15 protein-coding genes are annotated in these 16,682 nt (G+C 63.9%); 3 read left to right on the top strand and 12 right to left on the bottom strand.

Translation table 11 applies throughout. From position 1 onward, the window contains the following. Positions 1-663: 663 nt before the first annotated feature. On the bottom strand, positions 664-2,172 hold the full coding sequence (locus tag Q0X62_RS07340) for a UbiD family decarboxylase (RefSeq protein WP_297733422.1): 1,509 nt from the start codon (positions 2,170-2,172) through the stop codon (positions 664-666). Between the two features lie 204 nt (positions 2,173-2,376). Between Q0X62_RS07340 and Q0X62_RS07345 the strand changes: the two genes are divergently transcribed. Further along, positions 2,377-2,814, top strand: a complete 438-nt coding sequence (locus Q0X62_RS07345; protein ID WP_297733425.1) for a BLUF domain-containing protein — start codon at positions 2,377-2,379, stop codon at positions 2,812-2,814. A gap of 17 nt (positions 2,815-2,831) precedes the next feature. On the opposite strand, the gene Q0X62_RS07350 is transcribed toward Q0X62_RS07345, so the two are convergent. The 4 genes from Q0X62_RS07350 to Q0X62_RS07365 form a co-directional block, all read right to left on the bottom strand. Beyond that, a complete protein-coding gene (locus Q0X62_RS07350; RefSeq protein ID WP_297733428.1) occupies positions 2,832-4,253 on the bottom strand; it encodes a serine hydrolase in 1,422 nt (473 codons plus the stop codon). Between the two features lie 39 nt (positions 4,254-4,292). Further along, entirely contained in the window at positions 4,293-5,069 is a 777-nt protein-coding gene (locus Q0X62_RS07355; RefSeq protein WP_297733431.1) for an enoyl-CoA hydratase-related protein, read from the bottom strand. 107 nt (positions 5,070-5,176) lie between these two features. Beyond that, positions 5,177-5,608 carry a MarR family transcriptional regulator gene (locus tag Q0X62_RS07360; RefSeq protein ID WP_297733434.1) on the bottom strand — a complete coding sequence of 144 codons (432 nt, stop codon included), beginning with the start codon at positions 5,606-5,608 and terminating at the stop codon, positions 5,177-5,179. Positions 5,609-5,645: 37 nt separating this feature from the next. Continuing rightward, complete coding sequence (locus Q0X62_RS07365; protein ID WP_297733436.1) at positions 5,646-6,305, bottom strand: methyltransferase; 660 nt, start codon at positions 6,303-6,305, stop codon at positions 5,646-5,648. Positions 6,306-6,379: 74 nt separating this feature from the next. Between Q0X62_RS07365 and Q0X62_RS07370 the strand changes: the two genes are divergently transcribed. Continuing rightward, positions 6,380-6,748 carry a VOC family protein gene (locus Q0X62_RS07370; RefSeq protein WP_297733439.1) on the top strand — a complete coding sequence of 123 codons (369 nt, stop codon included), beginning with the start codon at positions 6,380-6,382 and terminating at the stop codon, positions 6,746-6,748. A 61-nt stretch (positions 6,749-6,809) separates the two neighbouring features. Here Q0X62_RS07370 and Q0X62_RS07375 read toward each other — a convergent pair whose 3' ends face one another. The 5 genes from Q0X62_RS07375 to ubiA all read right to left on the bottom strand — a co-directional run bounded on the left by Q0X62_RS07375 (position 6,810) and on the right by ubiA (position 13,597). Then, positions 6,810-8,219: a pitrilysin family protein gene (locus Q0X62_RS07375; protein ID WP_297733442.1), complete on the bottom strand. Its 1,410-nt coding sequence runs from the start codon at positions 8,217-8,219 to the stop codon at positions 6,810-6,812. Positions 8,220-8,245: 26 nt separating this feature from the next. Continuing rightward, on the bottom strand, positions 8,246-9,676 hold the full coding sequence (locus Q0X62_RS07380) for a pitrilysin family protein (protein ID WP_297733444.1): 1,431 nt from the start codon (positions 9,674-9,676) through the stop codon (positions 8,246-8,248). 89 nt (positions 9,677-9,765) lie between these two features. Beyond that, a complete protein-coding gene (locus tag Q0X62_RS07385; RefSeq protein ID WP_297733447.1) occupies positions 9,766-11,181 on the bottom strand; it encodes a pitrilysin family protein in 1,416 nt (471 codons plus the stop codon). Beyond that, the gene (locus Q0X62_RS07390; protein WP_297733449.1) at positions 11,181-12,587 is read right to left on the bottom strand and encodes a pitrilysin family protein; all 1,407 of its coding nucleotides are present in this window, start codon (positions 12,585-12,587) and stop codon (positions 11,181-11,183) included. Before Q0X62_RS07390 ends, Q0X62_RS07385 begins: the two co-directional genes overlap by 1 nt. 83 nt (positions 12,588-12,670) lie before the next feature. Then, positions 12,671-13,597 (bottom strand): 4-hydroxybenzoate octaprenyltransferase, encoded by a 927-nt coding sequence (ubiA, locus tag Q0X62_RS07395; protein WP_297733452.1) that lies wholly within the window; start codon positions 13,595-13,597, stop codon positions 12,671-12,673. 99 nt (positions 13,598-13,696) lie between these two features. Between ubiA and Q0X62_RS07400 the strand changes: the two genes are divergently transcribed. Then, the gene (locus Q0X62_RS07400) at positions 13,697-14,464 is read left to right on the top strand and encodes a 16S rRNA (uracil(1498)-N(3))-methyltransferase (protein ID WP_297733454.1); all 768 of its coding nucleotides are present in this window, start codon (positions 13,697-13,699) and stop codon (positions 14,462-14,464) included. A 7-nt stretch (positions 14,465-14,471) separates the two neighbouring features. Here the strand turns inward: Q0X62_RS07400 and Q0X62_RS07405 are convergent, their stop codons facing one another. Both Q0X62_RS07405 and Q0X62_RS07410 read right to left on the bottom strand, forming a co-directional pair. Further along, positions 14,472-16,145, bottom strand: coding sequence for a serine hydrolase (locus Q0X62_RS07405; protein ID WP_297733457.1), 1,674 nt, complete (start codon positions 16,143-16,145; stop codon positions 14,472-14,474). After that, positions 16,142-16,633, bottom strand: coding sequence for a MarR family winged helix-turn-helix transcriptional regulator (locus Q0X62_RS07410; protein WP_297733460.1), 492 nt, complete (start codon positions 16,631-16,633; stop codon positions 16,142-16,144). The genes Q0X62_RS07405 and Q0X62_RS07410 overlap by 4 nt, the downstream gene beginning before the upstream one ends. Between the last annotated feature and the right edge of the window lie 49 nt (positions 16,634-16,682).

Raw genomic sequence — 16,682 nt, forward strand, 5'->3', positions numbered from 1 at the left:
AAGGGTGACGCGCCCATTCGCGCCATGACGATTTCGCCTGGCGGTGTGGGCCGTAGAGGGGTGCGAGGTGCCTTGCCGGTGCCTTGCTATGGAATTTGTGTAGGTGGCGCCGGGGGCACCTCGCACACGGAGATTTACTCAAGGCCGTTACCGGCCCCGTCTCGAAACCGACAGGATCAAACGGTCGAGCTTTGTGCCGCCGTCCTGCCGATGGCCACGCCGGGTCGGATGGTGGTCAAATCCACCCAACCGGACGAGCTCCGTCCTCCCCACGCCCCCGGATAACCAATCCGGGCCTCAGGTGACGCGGGAACAAGGGGAGTATGCGCTGGCGCCGAGGGGGTGGGGATAAGTTTTTCGCCCCACACACCGTCATCCCGGCGCAGGCCGGGACCCAGATTGCGACACAAGTTGTTGCCAAGATTGGCCAAATCGGGCCTGCGAGACTGGTTCCTGACTTGCGTCAGGATGACGGGTGCGTGTGGTAATCGCGGGGATAAACGCCCGGTCTGCGAGCTTGTCATCCCCGCTGGATGTCCGGCGAAGGCCGGACGCAAGGCGGGGACCCAAGTGTTCGACCAGCTAGGTCCCTGATCTTCGCCCGGCCTGCGCCGGGCGTCCGTCAGGGATGACAAGGATTAGGGCGCTACGCGCGGACCGAAGTCATCCCAACTCAATCCCCAATTCCCCCCAGATCGCGTCGATCCGCGCCTTGGTCTTGTCGTCCATGTCGAGCTTTTCGCCCCATTCCCGCGTCGTCTCGTGGCCGGTCTTGTTGGTCGCATCCAGCCCGATCTTGGAGCCGAGGCCGGAGACCGGGGAGGCGAAGTCGAGATAGTCGATGGGGGTGTTTTCAACCGTGACGATGTCGCGGGCCGGGTCCATGCGGGTCGAGACGGCCCACATCACATCCTTCCAGTCGCGCGCATTGATGTCCGCGTCCACGACGATGATCCATTTGGTGTACATGAATTGCCGCAGGAAGGACCAGGCGCCCATCATCACGCGCTTGGCATGGCCGGCATAGGCCTTCTTCATCGAGATCACGGCGATGCGGTAGGAACAGCCCTCCGGCGGCAGCCAGAAATCGAGGATTTCCGGGAATTGCTGCTGCAGGAGCGGAATGAAGACCTCGTTGAGGGCCTCGCCCAGCACCGCCGGCTCGTCCGGCGGACGGCCGGTATAGGTGGTCAGATAGATCGGATCCGTGCGCATGGTGATGGCGCTGATCTGGAAGACCGGGAAATGCTCGACGGAATTATAGTAGCCGGTGTGGTCGCCATAGGGGCCTTCCGGGCCGTATTCGTCGAGCAGGACATGGCCTTCCAGGATGATCTCGGCTTCGGCCGGCACTTTGAGCGGGACCGTCTTGCAGTCGACCAGCTCGGCCTTCTTGCTGCGCAATATGCCGGCGAACTGGTATTCCGACAGCGTGTCCGGGATCGGCGTGACCGCCGCGAGGATGGTGCCGGGATCGGCGCCGAGCACGACGGCGGCGGGCAATGGGTCGGGCTTGGTGTCTTTCCAGCGCTGATAATGCTGGGCGCCGCCGCGATGCTTGAGCCAGCGCATCAGCGTGCGGTCCTTGCCGAGCTTTTGCATGCGGTAGATGCCGAGATTGAAATCATCCTGCTTGTCGTCTGACGGACCCTTGGTGACGACCAGGGGCCAGGTGATGAGCGGGGCGGGTTCGCCGGGCCAGCAGGTCTGGATGGGCAGGCGGTCGAGATCGATATCATCGCCGGTCAGGACCACGTCCTGGCAGGGCGCCTTTTTGACGGTCTTGGGCCGCATCGACATCACGGTCCTGGCGAGCGGCAGGAGTTCGGCGGCTTCCTTCAGCCCACGCGGTGGCTCGGGCTGGCGCAGGAAGGCAAGAAGCTCGCCAACTTCGCGCAGCTCGGCGCCGGTGGTGCGGGCCTCGCCGCCCAGCGTGACCGCCTGGGCGACCCTTTTGACCGTGCCGAACAGATTGACCAGGCACGGCATCTCGCTCCTTTCGCCGCGTTCATTGATGACATTTTCAAACAGGATGGCCGGGCCGCCGGCATGCAGGGTGCGCTTGTGAATCTCGGTCATTTCCAGCTCGGTCGAAACCGGCGTGGTGACACGGACGAGATCGCCCTCGGCCTCGAGCTGGTCGATGAATTCGCGAAGCGACTTGTAGGCCATGCGGGCGGTCCTGCTTTGTTATGCTCCCGAAACTGCAACTTCACCGGCGAAAGTCCAGCCCGCTTTCTGCCGCAGGGCCAGAGACTTGCCCGGGATCGGAAAAATTTGAACTGAATTCGAGACAAATCCGGCTCAAATTCTTGAAAAGATTTTCAAAATTTTGGCCTAAATCGCGAGCCCTGCACAATGGAAGTGGATGCCCGCATGCTGCACAGAATGGTCCTCGCGGCCCGTACGACGGTTGAGACAGGGCGTGTCGCCTTGACCGGTGAGCTTGGATCGCTTCTGGCGTGCTGCCTTCAAACCAGTGTCGATGACGGGCTGACCGGGGGACTGGTTGTCGAAGCGGGCCTTCTGCTCGAAGTCATTGAAGGTGCTAGTCCAGATCTTTGCGCCTACCATCAGTGCGCCGAAGGCGATCCGCGGATCTTTGACCTGCAGGTACTGGAATTTGTACCGGTCCTGCGCCGCCAGTTCGAAACCTGGGCGGTGGCTCATACCCCCGACTCGCGAGCCAATTGTACGCTGGCCAGCGCGATCAATGAGAAACGCGCCGGTCCCTTCGCGGTCAGCCAGCACATTCGTCAGGCCTTGATGCAGGGCATGATTGCCGAGACGCCGCCGCTCTGCGTCGCCGCCTAGGTGATCATCCAGACCCGCTATTCGTCAGGCGTCGGGCTGTCTTCCGATGTCTCCCCGACAATCGCGTCCGGCTCCGTTACCGGCGGTTGAAGCGAGTCCAGCACGGCCAGGGCGAGCCCGCCCGAGCGTGAGTTTACGCCCATGGTCGCGCCGAAGCGCACAATCACCAGGTCCTGTTCCGGCATGACATAGGCCCACTGGCCCTGGAAACCGCTCATCATGATGGTGTCGGCCGGCAGGCTGGAGCGCTCATTGGGCAGCCAGAAGCCCATCCCGTATTCGCCGTTCGAACCCGGGGTCGGCTCGGCGACGATGTCATACCAGTCCTCCGGCAGGAGGCGTTCGCCATCGACCATGCCGTCATTCATGTAGAGCAGGGCCAGGCGGGCCCAGTCATGGGCGGTGGCATACATGTAGGACGAACCCTGGAAGACGCCGTTCTCACCCGGTTCCATGATCGCGGAATAAATGCCCAGCGGTTCGAAAATGCGCGCGCGCAGCCCGGTGACCTGTTCCCGCAAGGTGTCACCCAGCAGGCGCTGCATGGTGTCGGTCGCGAGGATGGTGTTGCCGCTCATGTACTGCCAGTGATCGCCCGGCGCGTGCAGGCGTTCGCGTGTCGCCGCATAGCGCGGCATGTCGGACTGGGTGAAGAGCATCTCCGAATTCGGGTCGGTGCCGCTATTGTCCTCGGCGATGGCCAGACCGCCGGCCATGCGCAGGAGGTGGGAGATGGTGATCTCCGACAGGCGGATATCGTCGATTTCGGCGAGGGCCGGGACAGCGCCCTCGGCATGGATGTCCAGACGGCCTTCCTCGACCAGGGCGCCAGCCAGTGTGGTCATTGTGCTCTTGGTCATCGACCAGCCGTGAAAGCGCGTCTCGCGGCTGGCGCCCGGCGCATAATGCTCGGCGACCAGGCGGCCCTGGTGCAGGACGGCGACGCCGAGTGTCTGCCGGCTGTCAGCTTCGACATTATCGAACGCGTCGGCGATGGCGGCGTCCAGTGCCTCCGTGTCGAACCATTGATCGCGGTGGGTCGCGTCGAGCTCGAGCGGGATGAAGTCCTGTTCTACCGGAACGGCCAGATCGGGGTCGAAATCCGCGCCGCCATGGACCAGCGTACAGCCCAGTCCGTCACGCCAGACGGCGCGTTGATGCCAGAACAGGCCGAGCACGGAGGATGTGACCTCGCGATTCTCCTCATCCATGTCATAGCCGATCAGACTGCCCGCATCGCCCAGGAGGGGGGCGAGATAGAAGTCATAAGCCTGATCGGACTCAAGGCCGGACACCCAGGTCAGGGAACACATCTGCTTGGCCACGATGCCGGTGCCCGAGGGCAGGTAGATCCGGCCGATCGGCGACAGGTTGAGGGCCGTGACACCGGCGGCCAGAAGGACGGCCAGCGTGCCGCCAAGAATGTAGCGCTTCTTCATGATGTTTCCCCTGAAATCCCCGCGTGCAGTCTGGCCTGATCAGCCCAATTTGTCGAAATCCGGAGCGCGGCGCTCCAGGAAGGCCGCGGCCGCTTCGGCAAATTCCGGCGATTGCAGTTGCGAGGCGAAGATGGCGTTCTCGCGGTCCATGCGGGCCTCGATGCTCTCGGCCGGCGTGCGCATCAGCGCCTTGGAAGCCTTCAGCGAGCTCGGCGCCTTGGCGGCCAGGATCGCGGCCATGAAACGTGCGGTTTCTTCCATTTTGGCGGGCTCGGTGACGCGATTGACCAGGCCGGTCTCGCGGGCGCGATTGGAATCCCAGGTGTCGCCCAGCAGGAGGAGTTCGGCGGCGACGGCATGGCCGAAAATACGCGGCATGAGCTGGGAGGAGGCGTATTCCGGCGCGAGGGCGAGATCGACGAAAGGCGTCTTGAAGACGGCCCGGTCGGAGGCGACCACGAGGTCGCAGTGCAGGAGCAGGGTGACACCGATGCCGATGGCCAGGCCGTCCACGGCGGCGATGACCGGCTTCTCGGCCTTCAGCAGCGCCATCATGAAACGTCGCACCGGCGGCGTATCGTGCTCACCGAATTCCGGCGGGCGCTGGGTGAAGTCGACAATGTCATTGCCGGCTGTGAAGACGCCCTCGGCGCCGGTCAGGATGCTGACGCGGACCGACGGGTCTGCGTCGGCTGTTTCCAGAGCCATGGCGGCGGCGGTGTACATGTCCTGGGTGAGAGCATTCTTTTTCTCAGGACGATTGAAACGGATGGTGCGGATACGATCCGCAGTCTCGACCAAAACCAGTTCGCTCACGCGAGCCTCCCTTGTGATGTTTTGCGGGAGCCTAGAGCAAAAGCGGGGCGGCTGAACACCCTGAATCAGTTGACGTAAACGTCAATCTGGCCGGGTCGGCCCTGTTGTCAGATATCGACCGCGAGGCGGGTCAGGACGCGGTGCAGCATGTCGCTGTCATCCTCCCCCAGGCGCGCTTCCAGCTCGGTATTGAGATCGCGCAGGATGTGATCGGCCGTATCGCCGAGGGCCCGGCCCTTCTCGGTCAGCGAAACAACGGCCGAGCGCTTGTCACTGGCGGAGACGGTCTTGGTGACCAGGCCCAGCGCTTCCATGCGGTTGACCAGTCCGGTGACAGCCGGCGGATGAAGCGAAAGCGTCTCGCCGATATCGCCCATGCGCCGTTCGCCGCGGCGCCCCAGCAGGAAAAGTACGGCCGCCTGGGCCGAGGTCACGCCGGCGACAGATTTCAGGCGAGCATCGGCATCCCGGTTGAGTTTCCGGGCGGCAATCTCGAGCAGGAGGAATAATCGCCGGTCAACGGCGCGAGCGCGGGCCATGCTTCATACTGGTTTGATTCTTCAGGCGGGGGGAATGTCAGAGATAGCGCCAGACCTTGGCCTGCCGGACTTCGCGGTCCTCGAGGTCCCGCGTGACCGGGACGGTGTATTCGGCCAGACGCTCGAGCTTGTCCTGGGGCAGAAAGGAACGGCCGGGATCGCCGATCAGCACGGTCGCACCGCGCGTGTTGAGCGTCTCCAGCCAGCCCCCGATCAGGCGCGCCGGCTCTGCTTCGTAGAAGACATCGCCGGCGAGGATTGCATCCCAGCCCTCATCCGTGCCGACCAGATCATCCAGCCGGGCCGTCAGCGCGACCCCGTTGGCCGCCGCATTGCTCTCGATCGCGGCGATGGCAAACGCGTCCAGCTCGCAGGCCTCGACCGAGCTGGCACCGGCCTTCTTGGCAGCGATGCCGGACACGGCCCCCCCGGCGGCAAAGTCCAAAACGCGCTTGCCGGCGACGATGTCGGGATTGTCGAGGCAATAGCGGGCGAGTGCCTGTCCGCCGGCCCAGGCAAAGGCCCAGAAGGGCGGTGGCAGGCCCATTTCGCCCAGCGCTTCCTCCGTCTGTTCCCAGATGGCCACCGTCTCGACGGCCAAATGGAGCGAGACCTCCGGCACCAGGGGCGGGGCCATCAGGGCGCAGGTCTGCCGGATGAAAGCGTGCGGATCGTCGAGCCGGGGGGTGCCCGTCATGATGCTTCCTGTCAGAATGGCCGGACGGTATGCCGGACCCTCCGGTTAGGCGGCTCGGGCCAAAGGAGCAAGCCATGACGACACGCGTGACACGATCCACCTATGTTCTGGCGGTCAATGACCTGGAGTCCACCGCGCGCTGGTGGGTTGAAAAGCTGGGCTTTGAACACTGGATCGAGGTGGAGGGCTGGGCCTTCCTGCGCCGCGATAATTGCTATCTGCGGATCGGTCATTGTGTTGATGCCATCCCGCCCGCGAAGCTGGGGGACCACCAGTTTTTCGCCTATGTCGAGCTGGAGGATGTGAAGGCCTTCCATGACGAGATTGCCGGGCCCGGGGTCGACATTCTTTTCCCGCCGACCGACCAGCCTTGGGGCATGCGCGAGTTTGGCGTCAGGACGCCGGACGGTCACCGCATCATGTTCGCGCAGGATATCGAGTGAAATGGGGACAGGTAGAATGAACGCGTGGCGCTAATTCTACCTGTCCCCCAATCGGCTCCGCCTATTCCCGGATCTCGGCCGCGGCGACTTCCGGCAAGGCGCGGACGTCCTCGCTGATCACGGACAGGTCACCGACAAGGACCAGAACCATCTGGTCGAGCGGCAGGTATTCGCGCGCCATGGCCGAAATATCCTCATCGCTGACGGCGAGGATATTGGGCACATACTGGTCGAGATAATCATCCGGCAGACCATAGAGGTCGCGCTGGCCGAGCTGGTTGATCAGCCCGCCGGTCGAGGCGTTCTGCAGGATGAAGATGCCGGCCAGCCAGTTTCGCATGCCGCCGGCCTCGTCGGCCGGCGGGGTCTCGTTCTGCAGGCGCGTGATCTCGTTGAAGGTCTCACGCAGGGCGGCAGCCGTGTCGGCGGCGGTGACATCGGCATTGAAGGTCCAGAAGCCGCCATCCATCGTCCAGGTTTCACCGGATCCGGGCGAATAGGTATAGCCCTTGTCCTCGCGCAGATTGCGGGTGAGGCGTGAGGTGAAGGATCCGCCGAGGAGCGCATTCATGACCTCGAAGGCCGGCGCGTCCTCATCGCCAATCCCCATGATGGGGAAGCCGAGGCGGATGGTGGTCTGCGGGGCGCCCGGACGATCGATCAATTGCACGATCGGACCGGCGCTGGCCGGGGCGCTGGCCGCCGTGTCGGCCGTGCCGCGCGCCCAGTCACCGAAGGCCTCGCGAATAGCGCTTTCCATGGCGGCTTCGTCGAAATGACCAGCGACATAGAGGCGTGACCGGCCGGCGCCGTAATGAGCGTCGTAGAAGGCCTGCACATCGGCCATCTCATAGCCGCGCAACTGCTCTTCACGGGGCAGGGTATTGCCGTAGGGATGGTCCGGACCGAACAGGATGCGGCGATAGGCTTCGGTCGCGATGGAGCCCGGCTGGGCGCGCTGAACATCCACATCACGCACCAGATTGGCGCGCACCCGCTCGAACTCGGCCTCGTCGAAATTCGGACGCAGGGCGAGATCGGCCAGGAGGGCGACTGCGTCGGGACCGTACTGGCTGAGCACGCCCGTGCCGATATTGGTCGTATGGCGACCGACACCGACATTGAGCGCGCCACCCATGGCGGCAATCTCGGTAGCGACCTCTTGAGCCGAGCGTCCGCCCGCGCCTTCCTCCATCATCGCGCCGGTCAGGTCGGCGAGAAAGGTCTGGGCGCCATCATCGAGATTGGCGGCGCGGACTTGCAGGGAAAGGTTCACCGTCGGCGCCAGGCCGAAGGGGATGAAGGTCACCTCCAGCCCGTTATCGAGCGTAAAATTACGGGTTTCCGGCAGTTCAAAAGGAACCGGTTCACCGATGGGCGGTTGCTCGCTGGGTTGCTGGGCCTGGGCGAGGCTTGGCAGGAGGGCGAGGCTGGCAGCCGACAGGGCCGCCTGGAAAAGTCGAATGGTCATCTGTCTCATTCCTTCCGGGGTCCTGGTCACTCAGTGCCGTCTTCGTCCGCGAGGCGGACTTCGAGCACGGTGCGATTGGTCGGGCGCAGATAGTCCTGCGCGGTGGCGCGGATCAATTCGGGCGTCACCTGTTCAAAGCCTTCAGTGATGCGATTGATCCGGCTGGGGTCGTCATCAAACATCGCGAAGGAGGCCAGAAGGTCGACCAGGCCGAAGCGGGTGGCGGTGTCCACCGTACCGTAGAAATCCGACAACAGCTTGGTGCGGGCGCGTTCCAGATCCGCCTCACTGACCAGATCCGTGCGCACGCCTTCAATCGTGGCATCCAGCGACGTCATGACGTCGGAGACGGTGAACTCGCTGTCGTGGATCATGCCGACCGTCCACAGCATCGGGCCGTTATAGTTGAAGGCATTGCCGAGCAGGTTGATGCCGCCGAAGACGCCGGAGGCGAAGCCTTCCTCATTGACCAGGGACTGGTTGAGGCGGCTGTCATCGCCCTGGACCAGCAATTGGTCGATCAGGATCATGGCGTAGTATTCCGGCGTGCCGCGCTCGGGCATGTGATAGCCGACGGCGAGGGCGGGCTGATTGGCCAGCTCATCTTCGCGAACGGCGAATTTCTCTTCTTCCTGGCGCGGTTCCGACGTGTCGATCTCGGGCAGGGCGTCCCCGGCGGGAATGGCGGAGAAATACTGCTCGATCGTCGCCAGCGTCTCGTCGCGATCAATGGCGCCGGCGACCACGATGACGGCGTTATTGGGGGCGTAGAACTGGTCGAAGAAGGCCTGGGCGTCTTCCAGGCTGGCGGCGTCGAGATCGGTCAGATCGCCGTAGAAATTGTGCGAATTGTGCCAGTTTTCATTGGCCGCCATCGGCAGGTCGATCCAGATCCAGCCGCCATAGGGCTGGTTGATCACATTGACGAAGACCTCATTGCGCACGACCTCGCGCTGATTGTCGAGCTGGGCTTCGTCCAAATTGGGCGCCCGCATGCGGTCAGCCTCGGCCCACAGCACCGCTGTCAGGGCATTGGAGGGCACGACCTCATAGTAATTGGTGAAGTCATAGCGGGTGGAGCCATTATTCACGCCCCCGGACCCGTAGATCAGCGTGTCGAAGGCGCCATGTGGCAGATTTTCCGACCCGGCGAACATCAGGTGTTCGAACAGATGCGCAAAACCGGTACGGCCGCGCGGCTCATTGCGGAAACCGACGCCGTAATAGACAGCCACGGTCGCGGTCGGCACGCTGTCATCCTCGGACAGGACAACACGCAGCCCATTGTCGAGCTCGTGATAGCTGACATCGACGGTGAAATCGGTCGAGAGGCTGGTCTCGGCCATGTTTGCCGGTGCCGTATCGGTTGATGCCGTGTCATCCGGCGCGCTCGCCGGCTGGCAGGCCGCCAGGAGGAGTGCGCCGAATCCGGTCGCCAAGCCTCTGTAAACTTTCATGATATCCCCGCTCGTGACTGCAATAGCCGTGTTGGAAGACTGTATCAAAGCCCTCCCGCTCGAGCGGGTCAAACTGTCATGACGAAGATTTAATCCGTCGGGGCGGCCTCGTGGCGGACAATATCGGCCAGGCGCAGGCTGGGCATGCCGCGGATATCATCCTCGATCCGGTCCAGATCGCCGACGATAACGAGGGTGAAGCGGTCATCGCGCAGATAGGCCCGGGCGATGGCGCTCACTTCGCGATCGCTGGTGCCCATCAGGGTCTGGACACGCTGGTCCAGATAATCGTGATCGAGACCGAAACTGTCCCTCAAGCCGAGATGTTCCAGCAGGCCGTAGGATGATCCCGCCGACATCACGAAACGGCTCGCGAGCCAGCGGCGCGTGCTCTCCATGTCCCAGTCGTACTGGCGCAGCGACCCGATGGTGTCGAAGACCGCGGTCAGGGCGAGCAGGGTGCGCGGTGTGTCGATATCATCGGTATAGGTCCACATGCCGCCGCCACGGGTCCATTGCACGAAGCTGGTCGGCGAGTAGGACCAGCCGGCCTCGCGCATACGCGAGGCGATGGCGCCGCCCAGTGCCGCATCCATGATCGAGATCGCAGTGGCATCCTTCGAGATCACGCTGCCGACCGGGTAGACAAGGTGAACCGTGCTTTGTGGCGCGCCAGGGCGGTTCACGAGGTGGACGACCGGGCCACGTGCCGGCACCGCTTGCGGGGCGGCATCCGGGGCACCGCGCGGCCAGTCACCGAAGGCGTCGCGCACAGCGGCCTCCATCTCCTGCACATCAAAACGGCCGGCGATGTAGAGATGGGTTCGCCCGGCGCTGAAATGGCGGGCGTGAAAATCGCGAACATCCTCGACCGAATAGCGGTCGATCTGGCCCGGCCGCGGCAGACCGAAATGATAAGGATGACCTTCCGGGAAAAGGGAATGGAAGGCCGTGACAAAGGCTTGGGTTCCCGGTTCCGTGCGGCGTCTTTCAATGTCGCGTGACATGCCGGAGCGGATGCGCTCGAGCGCCTCGGCCGGGAAGTCGGGCCGGCGCACAGCGTCGGCGATCAGATGCAGCGCCGCTTCGCCATGCTCGGCCAGGACATAGCTGCCCATCAGCGTACTGGACTGGGTGACGGTCGTATTGAGCGAGCCGCCCATCGCCCCGAAACGGGCCCCGATCTCGGCCCGGTCCAGGCCCGCGAAGCCCTCCTCCATCATGGCGGCCGTCAGGTCGGCGATCCAGGTCTGCTCACCATCATCGATATTGCCCGCCCGTACCGAGACGATCACATCCATCGTCGGTGTCATGCCCCAGGGCACGAAGGTGACGGTCAGACCATTCTCCAGGGTCAGGGTCTGGCTGGCGGGGAGTTCAAAGGGAATGGGCTCACCGGGCGCAGGTGGTCGCGGGCCGCGGCCCGGCTCATCGGCCACGGCCGCCAAGCTGGCCAATGCGGACAGCAGCGCGACGAAGGCGGCGAGGAGGAGGACGCGCACCATCAATCGGCCTCTTCGGTTGCCGGTGTCGCCGCGTCAACGCCGCCAGGACGCAACTCCAGGACGGTCCGGTTCTGCGGCCTCAGCCAGGTCTGTGCGGTGCGCTGGATCAGCTCCGGGGTCACCTGCTCAAAGCCGTCCTCGATCCGGTTGATACGGCTTGGATCGTCGTCGAACAGCGCAAAGCTTGCCAAGAGATCGACTACGCCGAAGCGGGTGGAGTAGTCGAGGCTGGAATAGAATTCGGTGAGAAACTTGCTGCGCGCTGCAGCGAGCTCCTGACGGCTCACCCGGGTGGTGCGCAGAGTGTCGATCACCTGATCAAAATCGGTTCGGACCTGATCCGACCCCACCGCATCATCATGGATGATGCTGGCGGTCCACAGCATCGGACCGTCATAATTGAACACATTGCCCAGTAGATTGATTCCGCCGGAAATCTGGGTGCCGTAGCCGAGCTCGTCGACCAGGCGTTGGCGGAGGCGGGCATCGCCGCCGCGCACCAGGATCTGGTCGATCAGGATCATGGCGAAATAGTCCGGCGTGCCGCGTTCGGGCATGTGATAGGCGATGGCCAGCCCCGGCTCGGTGGCCAGAGGATCGGTCATCTCCGCCCTTTTTTCTTCTGTCTGGGGCGGTTCGGAGACGTCGATTTCCGGCAGTTCGGGTCCGGTAGGAATATCGCCGAAATACTGTTGGATCGTAGCCAGCGTGTCGTCGGTATCGAAACTGCCGGCAACAACCAGGACCGCGTTGCGCGGCGTGTAGTACTGCTCGAAGAAAGCGCGCGCCTCCTCGACCGTGGCTGCGTCGAGATCGCTCAGATCGCCATAGAAATTATGGGCATTGTGCCAATTCTCATTGGCCACCATGGGCAGGTCGATCCAGGTCCAGTCGCCATAGGCCTGGTTCTGGACATTGACGAATATCTCATTGCGGACGACGTCGCGCTCGCGCTGGAAGATTTGCGCATTGATCGTTGGCGCCGCCATGCGATCGGCCTCGGCCCACAGGAAGGCGTCCAGGGCATTGGCCGGAACCACGCCGAAATAATTGGTGAAATCCAGCCGTGTCGAGCCATTGGCGATGCCGCCCATGCCCGAGATGAAGTAGTAGAAGACCGATTCCGGCAGGTTCTCCGATCCGGCGAAGAAGACGTGCTCGAACAGATGGGCAAAGCCGGTGCGGCCGCGCGGCTCATTGCGATAGCCGACCCCGTAATAGACGGCGACCGTGGCGGTCGGCACGGTATGATCCTCCGCCAGCACGACCCGCAGGCCATTCTCGAGCGTCTCATAGCGCACCGGAATGTGCAGTTCGCCTTGCAGGGCAGGCGTCGATTGGGCACTGGCCAGTCCGGCACACAGGCTCAGGGCGAGCCCGGCAAAAGCCCGGAAAACAAGACGCATGAGACCCATCCTGACTGGTAGTGCGATCTGACACTCGGCGCGGCGTGCGTGCCGACCTATCAAGCCAGCGCCGCGCGCCGGGGTCAAATCAGGGCGCCGGTCATCAGCGTCGCGACAAGCAGCAGGCCGCTGACCCGGTTCGATTTGAACAGGGTGAGGCAACGCTCCCCATTGTCGATATCGAGGCGGCGAACCTGGTTGAACAGATGCGCGGTGTAGAGCGTGAAGGGGATGACGATCCAGGGCGAGGCCTGGCTCAACCAGATCGCCAGGGCGACCAGGATTGCATTCGCGCCGTAAAAGCCGGCAACCCAGTATTGCGAGCTCTCACCGAACAGGCGGGCTGTCGACTTGACCCCGACCAGGGCGTCATCCTCGCTGTCCTGGTGCGCGTAGATCGTGTCATAGCCCAGCGTCCACAGGACGCAGGCGGCATAGAGCGCGATCAACACGGCGTCGATCCGGCCGGTGGCGGCGACATAGGCGACCGGAAGGCCCCAATTGAAGGTCAGGCCGAGCCAGGCCTGGGGCCACCAGGTGATGCGCTTCATGAAGGGGTAGGCGGCGACCAGCAGTAGCGAGGCCAGGCCGACCGCGATGGCGAATAGCGGCAATTGCAGCAGCACGACCAGGCCGACCAGGGCTTGTCCGGTGAGGAAAAGCCAGGCCTCCTTGACCGTCACTGTTCCGGCCGCCAACGGCCGGTCGGCGGTGCGCGCGACGCGGGCATCGAGCTCGCGGTCGATGATGTCGTTATAGGTACAGCCGGCCCCGCGCATGGCGACCGCCCCGATGGCGAACAGCACGGCCAGCCACAGATCGTGCACGGACAGGCCGGTCCCGATCCGCGCCGCCATCAGCCCCATCCAGCAGGGCAGGGCCAGCAGCCAGAAACCGATGGGCCGGTCATAGCGGGCCAGACGCAGATAGGGGCGCAGGGCGAGCGGCGCTCGGTCGACCCAGGATGTTGGCAGGCTGTCGGCGACCCGACGATCGAAATTCAGTTGCATCAAGGGTGTGTGGCAAAGCCTGACGGCCAATTCAAGGCGCGAGTGCGTCGCGGGCTGCGGGACTTGACGTCGCGGGGCGGCGCGGCCAAAGCGAAAGGCATGTCCACCGATCCCCGCCTCTTCATCGATGCCCCCCTGTCTGCAGGTGCTGCCGTGCCGCTGTCGCGGGAGGATGCGCATTATCTGCTCAATGTCATGCGCCGCGGTGAGGGCGACCCGGTGCGCGTTTTCAATGGCCGCGATGGTGAATGGTCGGCGCAGATCAGCCACGCCTCGAAGAAGGCCGCGGCCCTGACCGTCGGCGCGCAGACCCGGCCACAGCTCGGCGTGCCCGATCTCTGGCTGCTCTTCGCCCCGGTCAAGCGCCAGAAAACCGATCTCATCGTCGAAAAGGCGACCGAGCTCGGCGTGGCCGCGATCTGCCCGGTGACTACGGCGCGCACCCAGTCCGACCGGATCAAGTATGAGCGCTTTCAGGCCATCGCCAAGGAAGCTGCCGAGCAAACTGAACGCCTCGACCTGCCTGAAATCCGTGACATCGAAAAGCTCGACCGGGTCCTGGACGCCTGGCCGGCCGACCGGGTGATCATCTTCTGCGATGAAAGCGGCGATGAAGCGGGCGAAGCCTGGGGCGGAGCGCGGGGCCGGGGGCGCCCCATGGCGGCAGCGCTCACCCCGTTCGACCCGTCCCGGCCCGCCGCGATCCTGATCGGCCCGGAAGGCGGCTTCTCACCGGCGGAACGGGAGCGCCTCCGCGCCCTCGATCACGTCATTCCGGTCACGCTGGGCCCGCGAATCCTGCGCGCCGAGACGGCGGCGATTGCGGCGCTGACCATCTGGCAATCGGCCTGCGGGGACTGGCGCTGAGGCGGGATCAATCCGCCCGGACCAGATCGAATTCCGATCCGTAGAGATTGATCCGCACGCGATCGCCAGTTTCCGACAGAATCAGCGAGATCGGAGCGCTGCGCTGGAAGTAGGTGCGAGGCCCGGAGCGATGGATCGCCGCCGGTGGCTGCCCGGGCAATTGCAGGGTCAGCCCGTCATCCTTCGCCCGGATGGTGAAAATGTCACCTGATGCCATTTCCCAGCGCCCGACCAGGCTGCGGCTTTCCTCCGGGTTCAGCGGCGTCGAGACCTGTATGCCTTCCAGAGCCCCGACGTCACGTTGGGCGACCCGGCTGTCCAATAACGGACCGACATACGTCAACACGCTCCCGTCAGCCTCGGGCGATGCGGTGAATTGCAGATGGGCGAGGCTGTCGGGCCAGTACAGCAGCCGTCCCCCCGCCCAGGCCAGTTCTCGCCAGCGGCCATTGTCGAGATTGTAGCGGATGCCGTCTTGCACATGCAGTTGCAGGAGGCTGCCATCCTCCAGCCGGTAGCGCCCCTCGAAGGGCCGCCAATAGGCCTCGTCCAGCGCCTGTTCGGCAAAGTCCGGGACCGGCTGACCGGCGAGATCTGCCAGGATGCGGCAGGCCGAGGTGGTGACATTGGGTAGGTAATAGCCGTTCGAGAGGATGGCCACGGCGCGCCCGGAGTCCGGCAGATACATCCAGACTGATTGGAAGCCATTGATCGAACCGGTGTGCCAGATGGCGCGTTCGCCGAGAAACTCTCCGACATTGAAACCAAGCCCATAGCCGGTTTCCTCGTTGTCTGGCGTCGTGCGGCTTTGCCAGGCGCTCGCGAGCGTGTCCGGACGCGCGAGGCGGTTGTCGCGCAGGGCCTGGGTGAAGGCCAGCATGTCCTCGGCCGACGCCATCAGCGAACCCGCACCATGAGCGAGGCTGGTCTCGGCGGTGATTGTGTTGACGGTGGTATCGCCGTCATGGTCATAGCCCGCTGCCCGACGCGGTATGATGGCGGCCTGTCGGTCGTAGTGCGCATCGTCCATGCCCGCCGGATCGAAAATTCGCTCGTTCAGCACGGTTTCATAGGGGCGCCCTTGCGGATCGCGCGCGGCGACAAGCTGGGCCAGCAGGACATAGTTGAAGTTCGAATAAGCCCATCGCTGACCGGGCTCGAACTGCAGTTCGGCGTCCGCCATCAGTGCGACAATGGCGTCAGGCGCAATTGGGTTGCGCATGATCTGGGGGATGGAGGGCAGGGCGAAATGGTCAGGCAGGCCAGACATGTGGCTCAGCAGGTCGCGGACGCTGGGCGCGCCGAGCTGATCCGGCAGGTCCGGCAGGTAGTGGCCTACGGGTTGACCGAGGTCGAGCCGACCCTCCTCTGCCAATTGCAGGACAGCCAGGGCCGTCAGGGGCTTGCTGATGGAGCCGATCCGGAAGGACGTGTCAGTCGTGTTCGGCTGCTGCCACTCGATATCGGCCATGCCGTAGGCGGATAGCGAGGTGGTGTCTCCATCCATCACCATGATCGCCGCGCCCGCATTGGTGCCACCATACGTGTTTTCCATGAAGGCGTCGGCGCGATCGAGGCTGTCGGCAAGCTGTGTGCAGGCGAAGGCGTTTGGCACGATCAGGGCCAGGACGAACGCGGCGCCGGCGGCGAGATTGCGGGGGCTGTTGGAATGGCGGCTCATGCGCTCGCCTCCCGCCGGTGGTGCGGAAAGCGGTCGGTCAGCCGTTCCAGAAGGGCGCGTTCGGCGAGAGCGGCCTCGAATTTCAACAATGCCTGTTCAAGATCGATCCCGAGTTCTTCCCAAAGCGCCTCATAGACTCGTTCGAAGTCTGCCATGACGCCAACGATCTCATCGACAATCGGTGCGGCCGCGGGGGCAAAATCATAGATGCGCTTGCGGGAATCACGCGGATCGCGCCGCGAGACCAGAAATCCGTCCGCCACGACCGGCTTGAGCCGCGCTTCTATCAGCTGACGGGAGTGTCCGATCCTGTCAGCGAGCTCCGAGGAGGACAGGGGGCCGTGGCGGTGCAGTGCCAGTACGATCGATACCTTGCGCGCATCCAGCGGAATTCCGAGTGCGGAAAAGGCGTCCTGACCTTGCTGGCCGACGCGTTCGCTGGCACGAAAAAGAATAGCACCAAATTGGGGAGAGCGGGGTTGAGGCATGGAAAACTCCTTTGAGCAATCATTTGCGCAATTTTTTTCGTAATGTCAA

The sequence above is a fragment of the uncultured Maricaulis sp. genome (assembly GCF_947259345.1).
Taxonomy (GTDB): domain Bacteria; phylum Pseudomonadota; class Alphaproteobacteria; order Caulobacterales; family Maricaulaceae; genus Maricaulis.

What these genes read in the sequence shown, in the direction of transcription:
- Q0X62_RS07340 (WP_297733422.1), bottom strand. Translation starts at nt 2,172, where the DNA reads ATGGCCTACAAGTCGCTTCGCGAATTCATCGACCAGCTCGAGGCCGAG.
- Q0X62_RS07345 (WP_297733425.1), top strand. Translation starts at nt 2,377, where the DNA reads ATGCTGCACAGAATGGTCCTCGCGGCCCGTACGACGGTTGAGACAGGG.
- Q0X62_RS07350 (WP_297733428.1), bottom strand. Translation starts at nt 4,253, where the DNA reads ATGAAGAAGCGCTACATTCTTGGCGGCACGCTGGCCGTCCTTCTGGCC.
- Q0X62_RS07360 (WP_297733434.1), bottom strand. Translation starts at nt 5,608, where the DNA reads ATGGCCCGCGCTCGCGCCGTTGACCGGCGATTATTCCTCCTGCTCGAG.
- Q0X62_RS07365 (WP_297733436.1), bottom strand. Translation starts at nt 6,305, where the DNA reads ATGACGGGCACCCCCCGGCTCGACGATCCGCACGCTTTCATCCGGCAG.
- Q0X62_RS07370 (WP_297733439.1), top strand. Translation starts at nt 6,380, where the DNA reads ATGACGACACGCGTGACACGATCCACCTATGTTCTGGCGGTCAATGAC.
- Q0X62_RS07375 (WP_297733442.1), bottom strand. Translation starts at nt 8,219, where the DNA reads ATGACCATTCGACTTTTCCAGGCGGCCCTGTCGGCTGCCAGCCTCGCC.
- Q0X62_RS07380 (WP_297733444.1), bottom strand. Translation starts at nt 9,676, where the DNA reads ATGAAAGTTTACAGAGGCTTGGCGACCGGATTCGGCGCACTCCTCCTG.
- Q0X62_RS07385 (WP_297733447.1), bottom strand. Translation starts at nt 11,181, where the DNA reads ATGGTGCGCGTCCTCCTCCTCGCCGCCTTCGTCGCGCTGCTGTCCGCA.
- Q0X62_RS07390 (WP_297733449.1), bottom strand. Translation starts at nt 12,587, where the DNA reads ATGCGTCTTGTTTTCCGGGCTTTTGCCGGGCTCGCCCTGAGCCTGTGT.
- ubiA (WP_297733452.1), bottom strand. Translation starts at nt 13,597, where the DNA reads ATGCAACTGAATTTCGATCGTCGGGTCGCCGACAGCCTGCCAACATCC.
- Q0X62_RS07400 (WP_297733454.1), top strand. Translation starts at nt 13,697, where the DNA reads ATGTCCACCGATCCCCGCCTCTTCATCGATGCCCCCCTGTCTGCAGGT.
- Q0X62_RS07405 (WP_297733457.1), bottom strand. Translation starts at nt 16,145, where the DNA reads ATGAGCCGCCATTCCAACAGCCCCCGCAATCTCGCCGCCGGCGCCGCG.
- Q0X62_RS07410 (WP_297733460.1), bottom strand. Translation starts at nt 16,633, where the DNA reads ATGCCTCAACCCCGCTCTCCCCAATTTGGTGCTATTCTTTTTCGTGCC.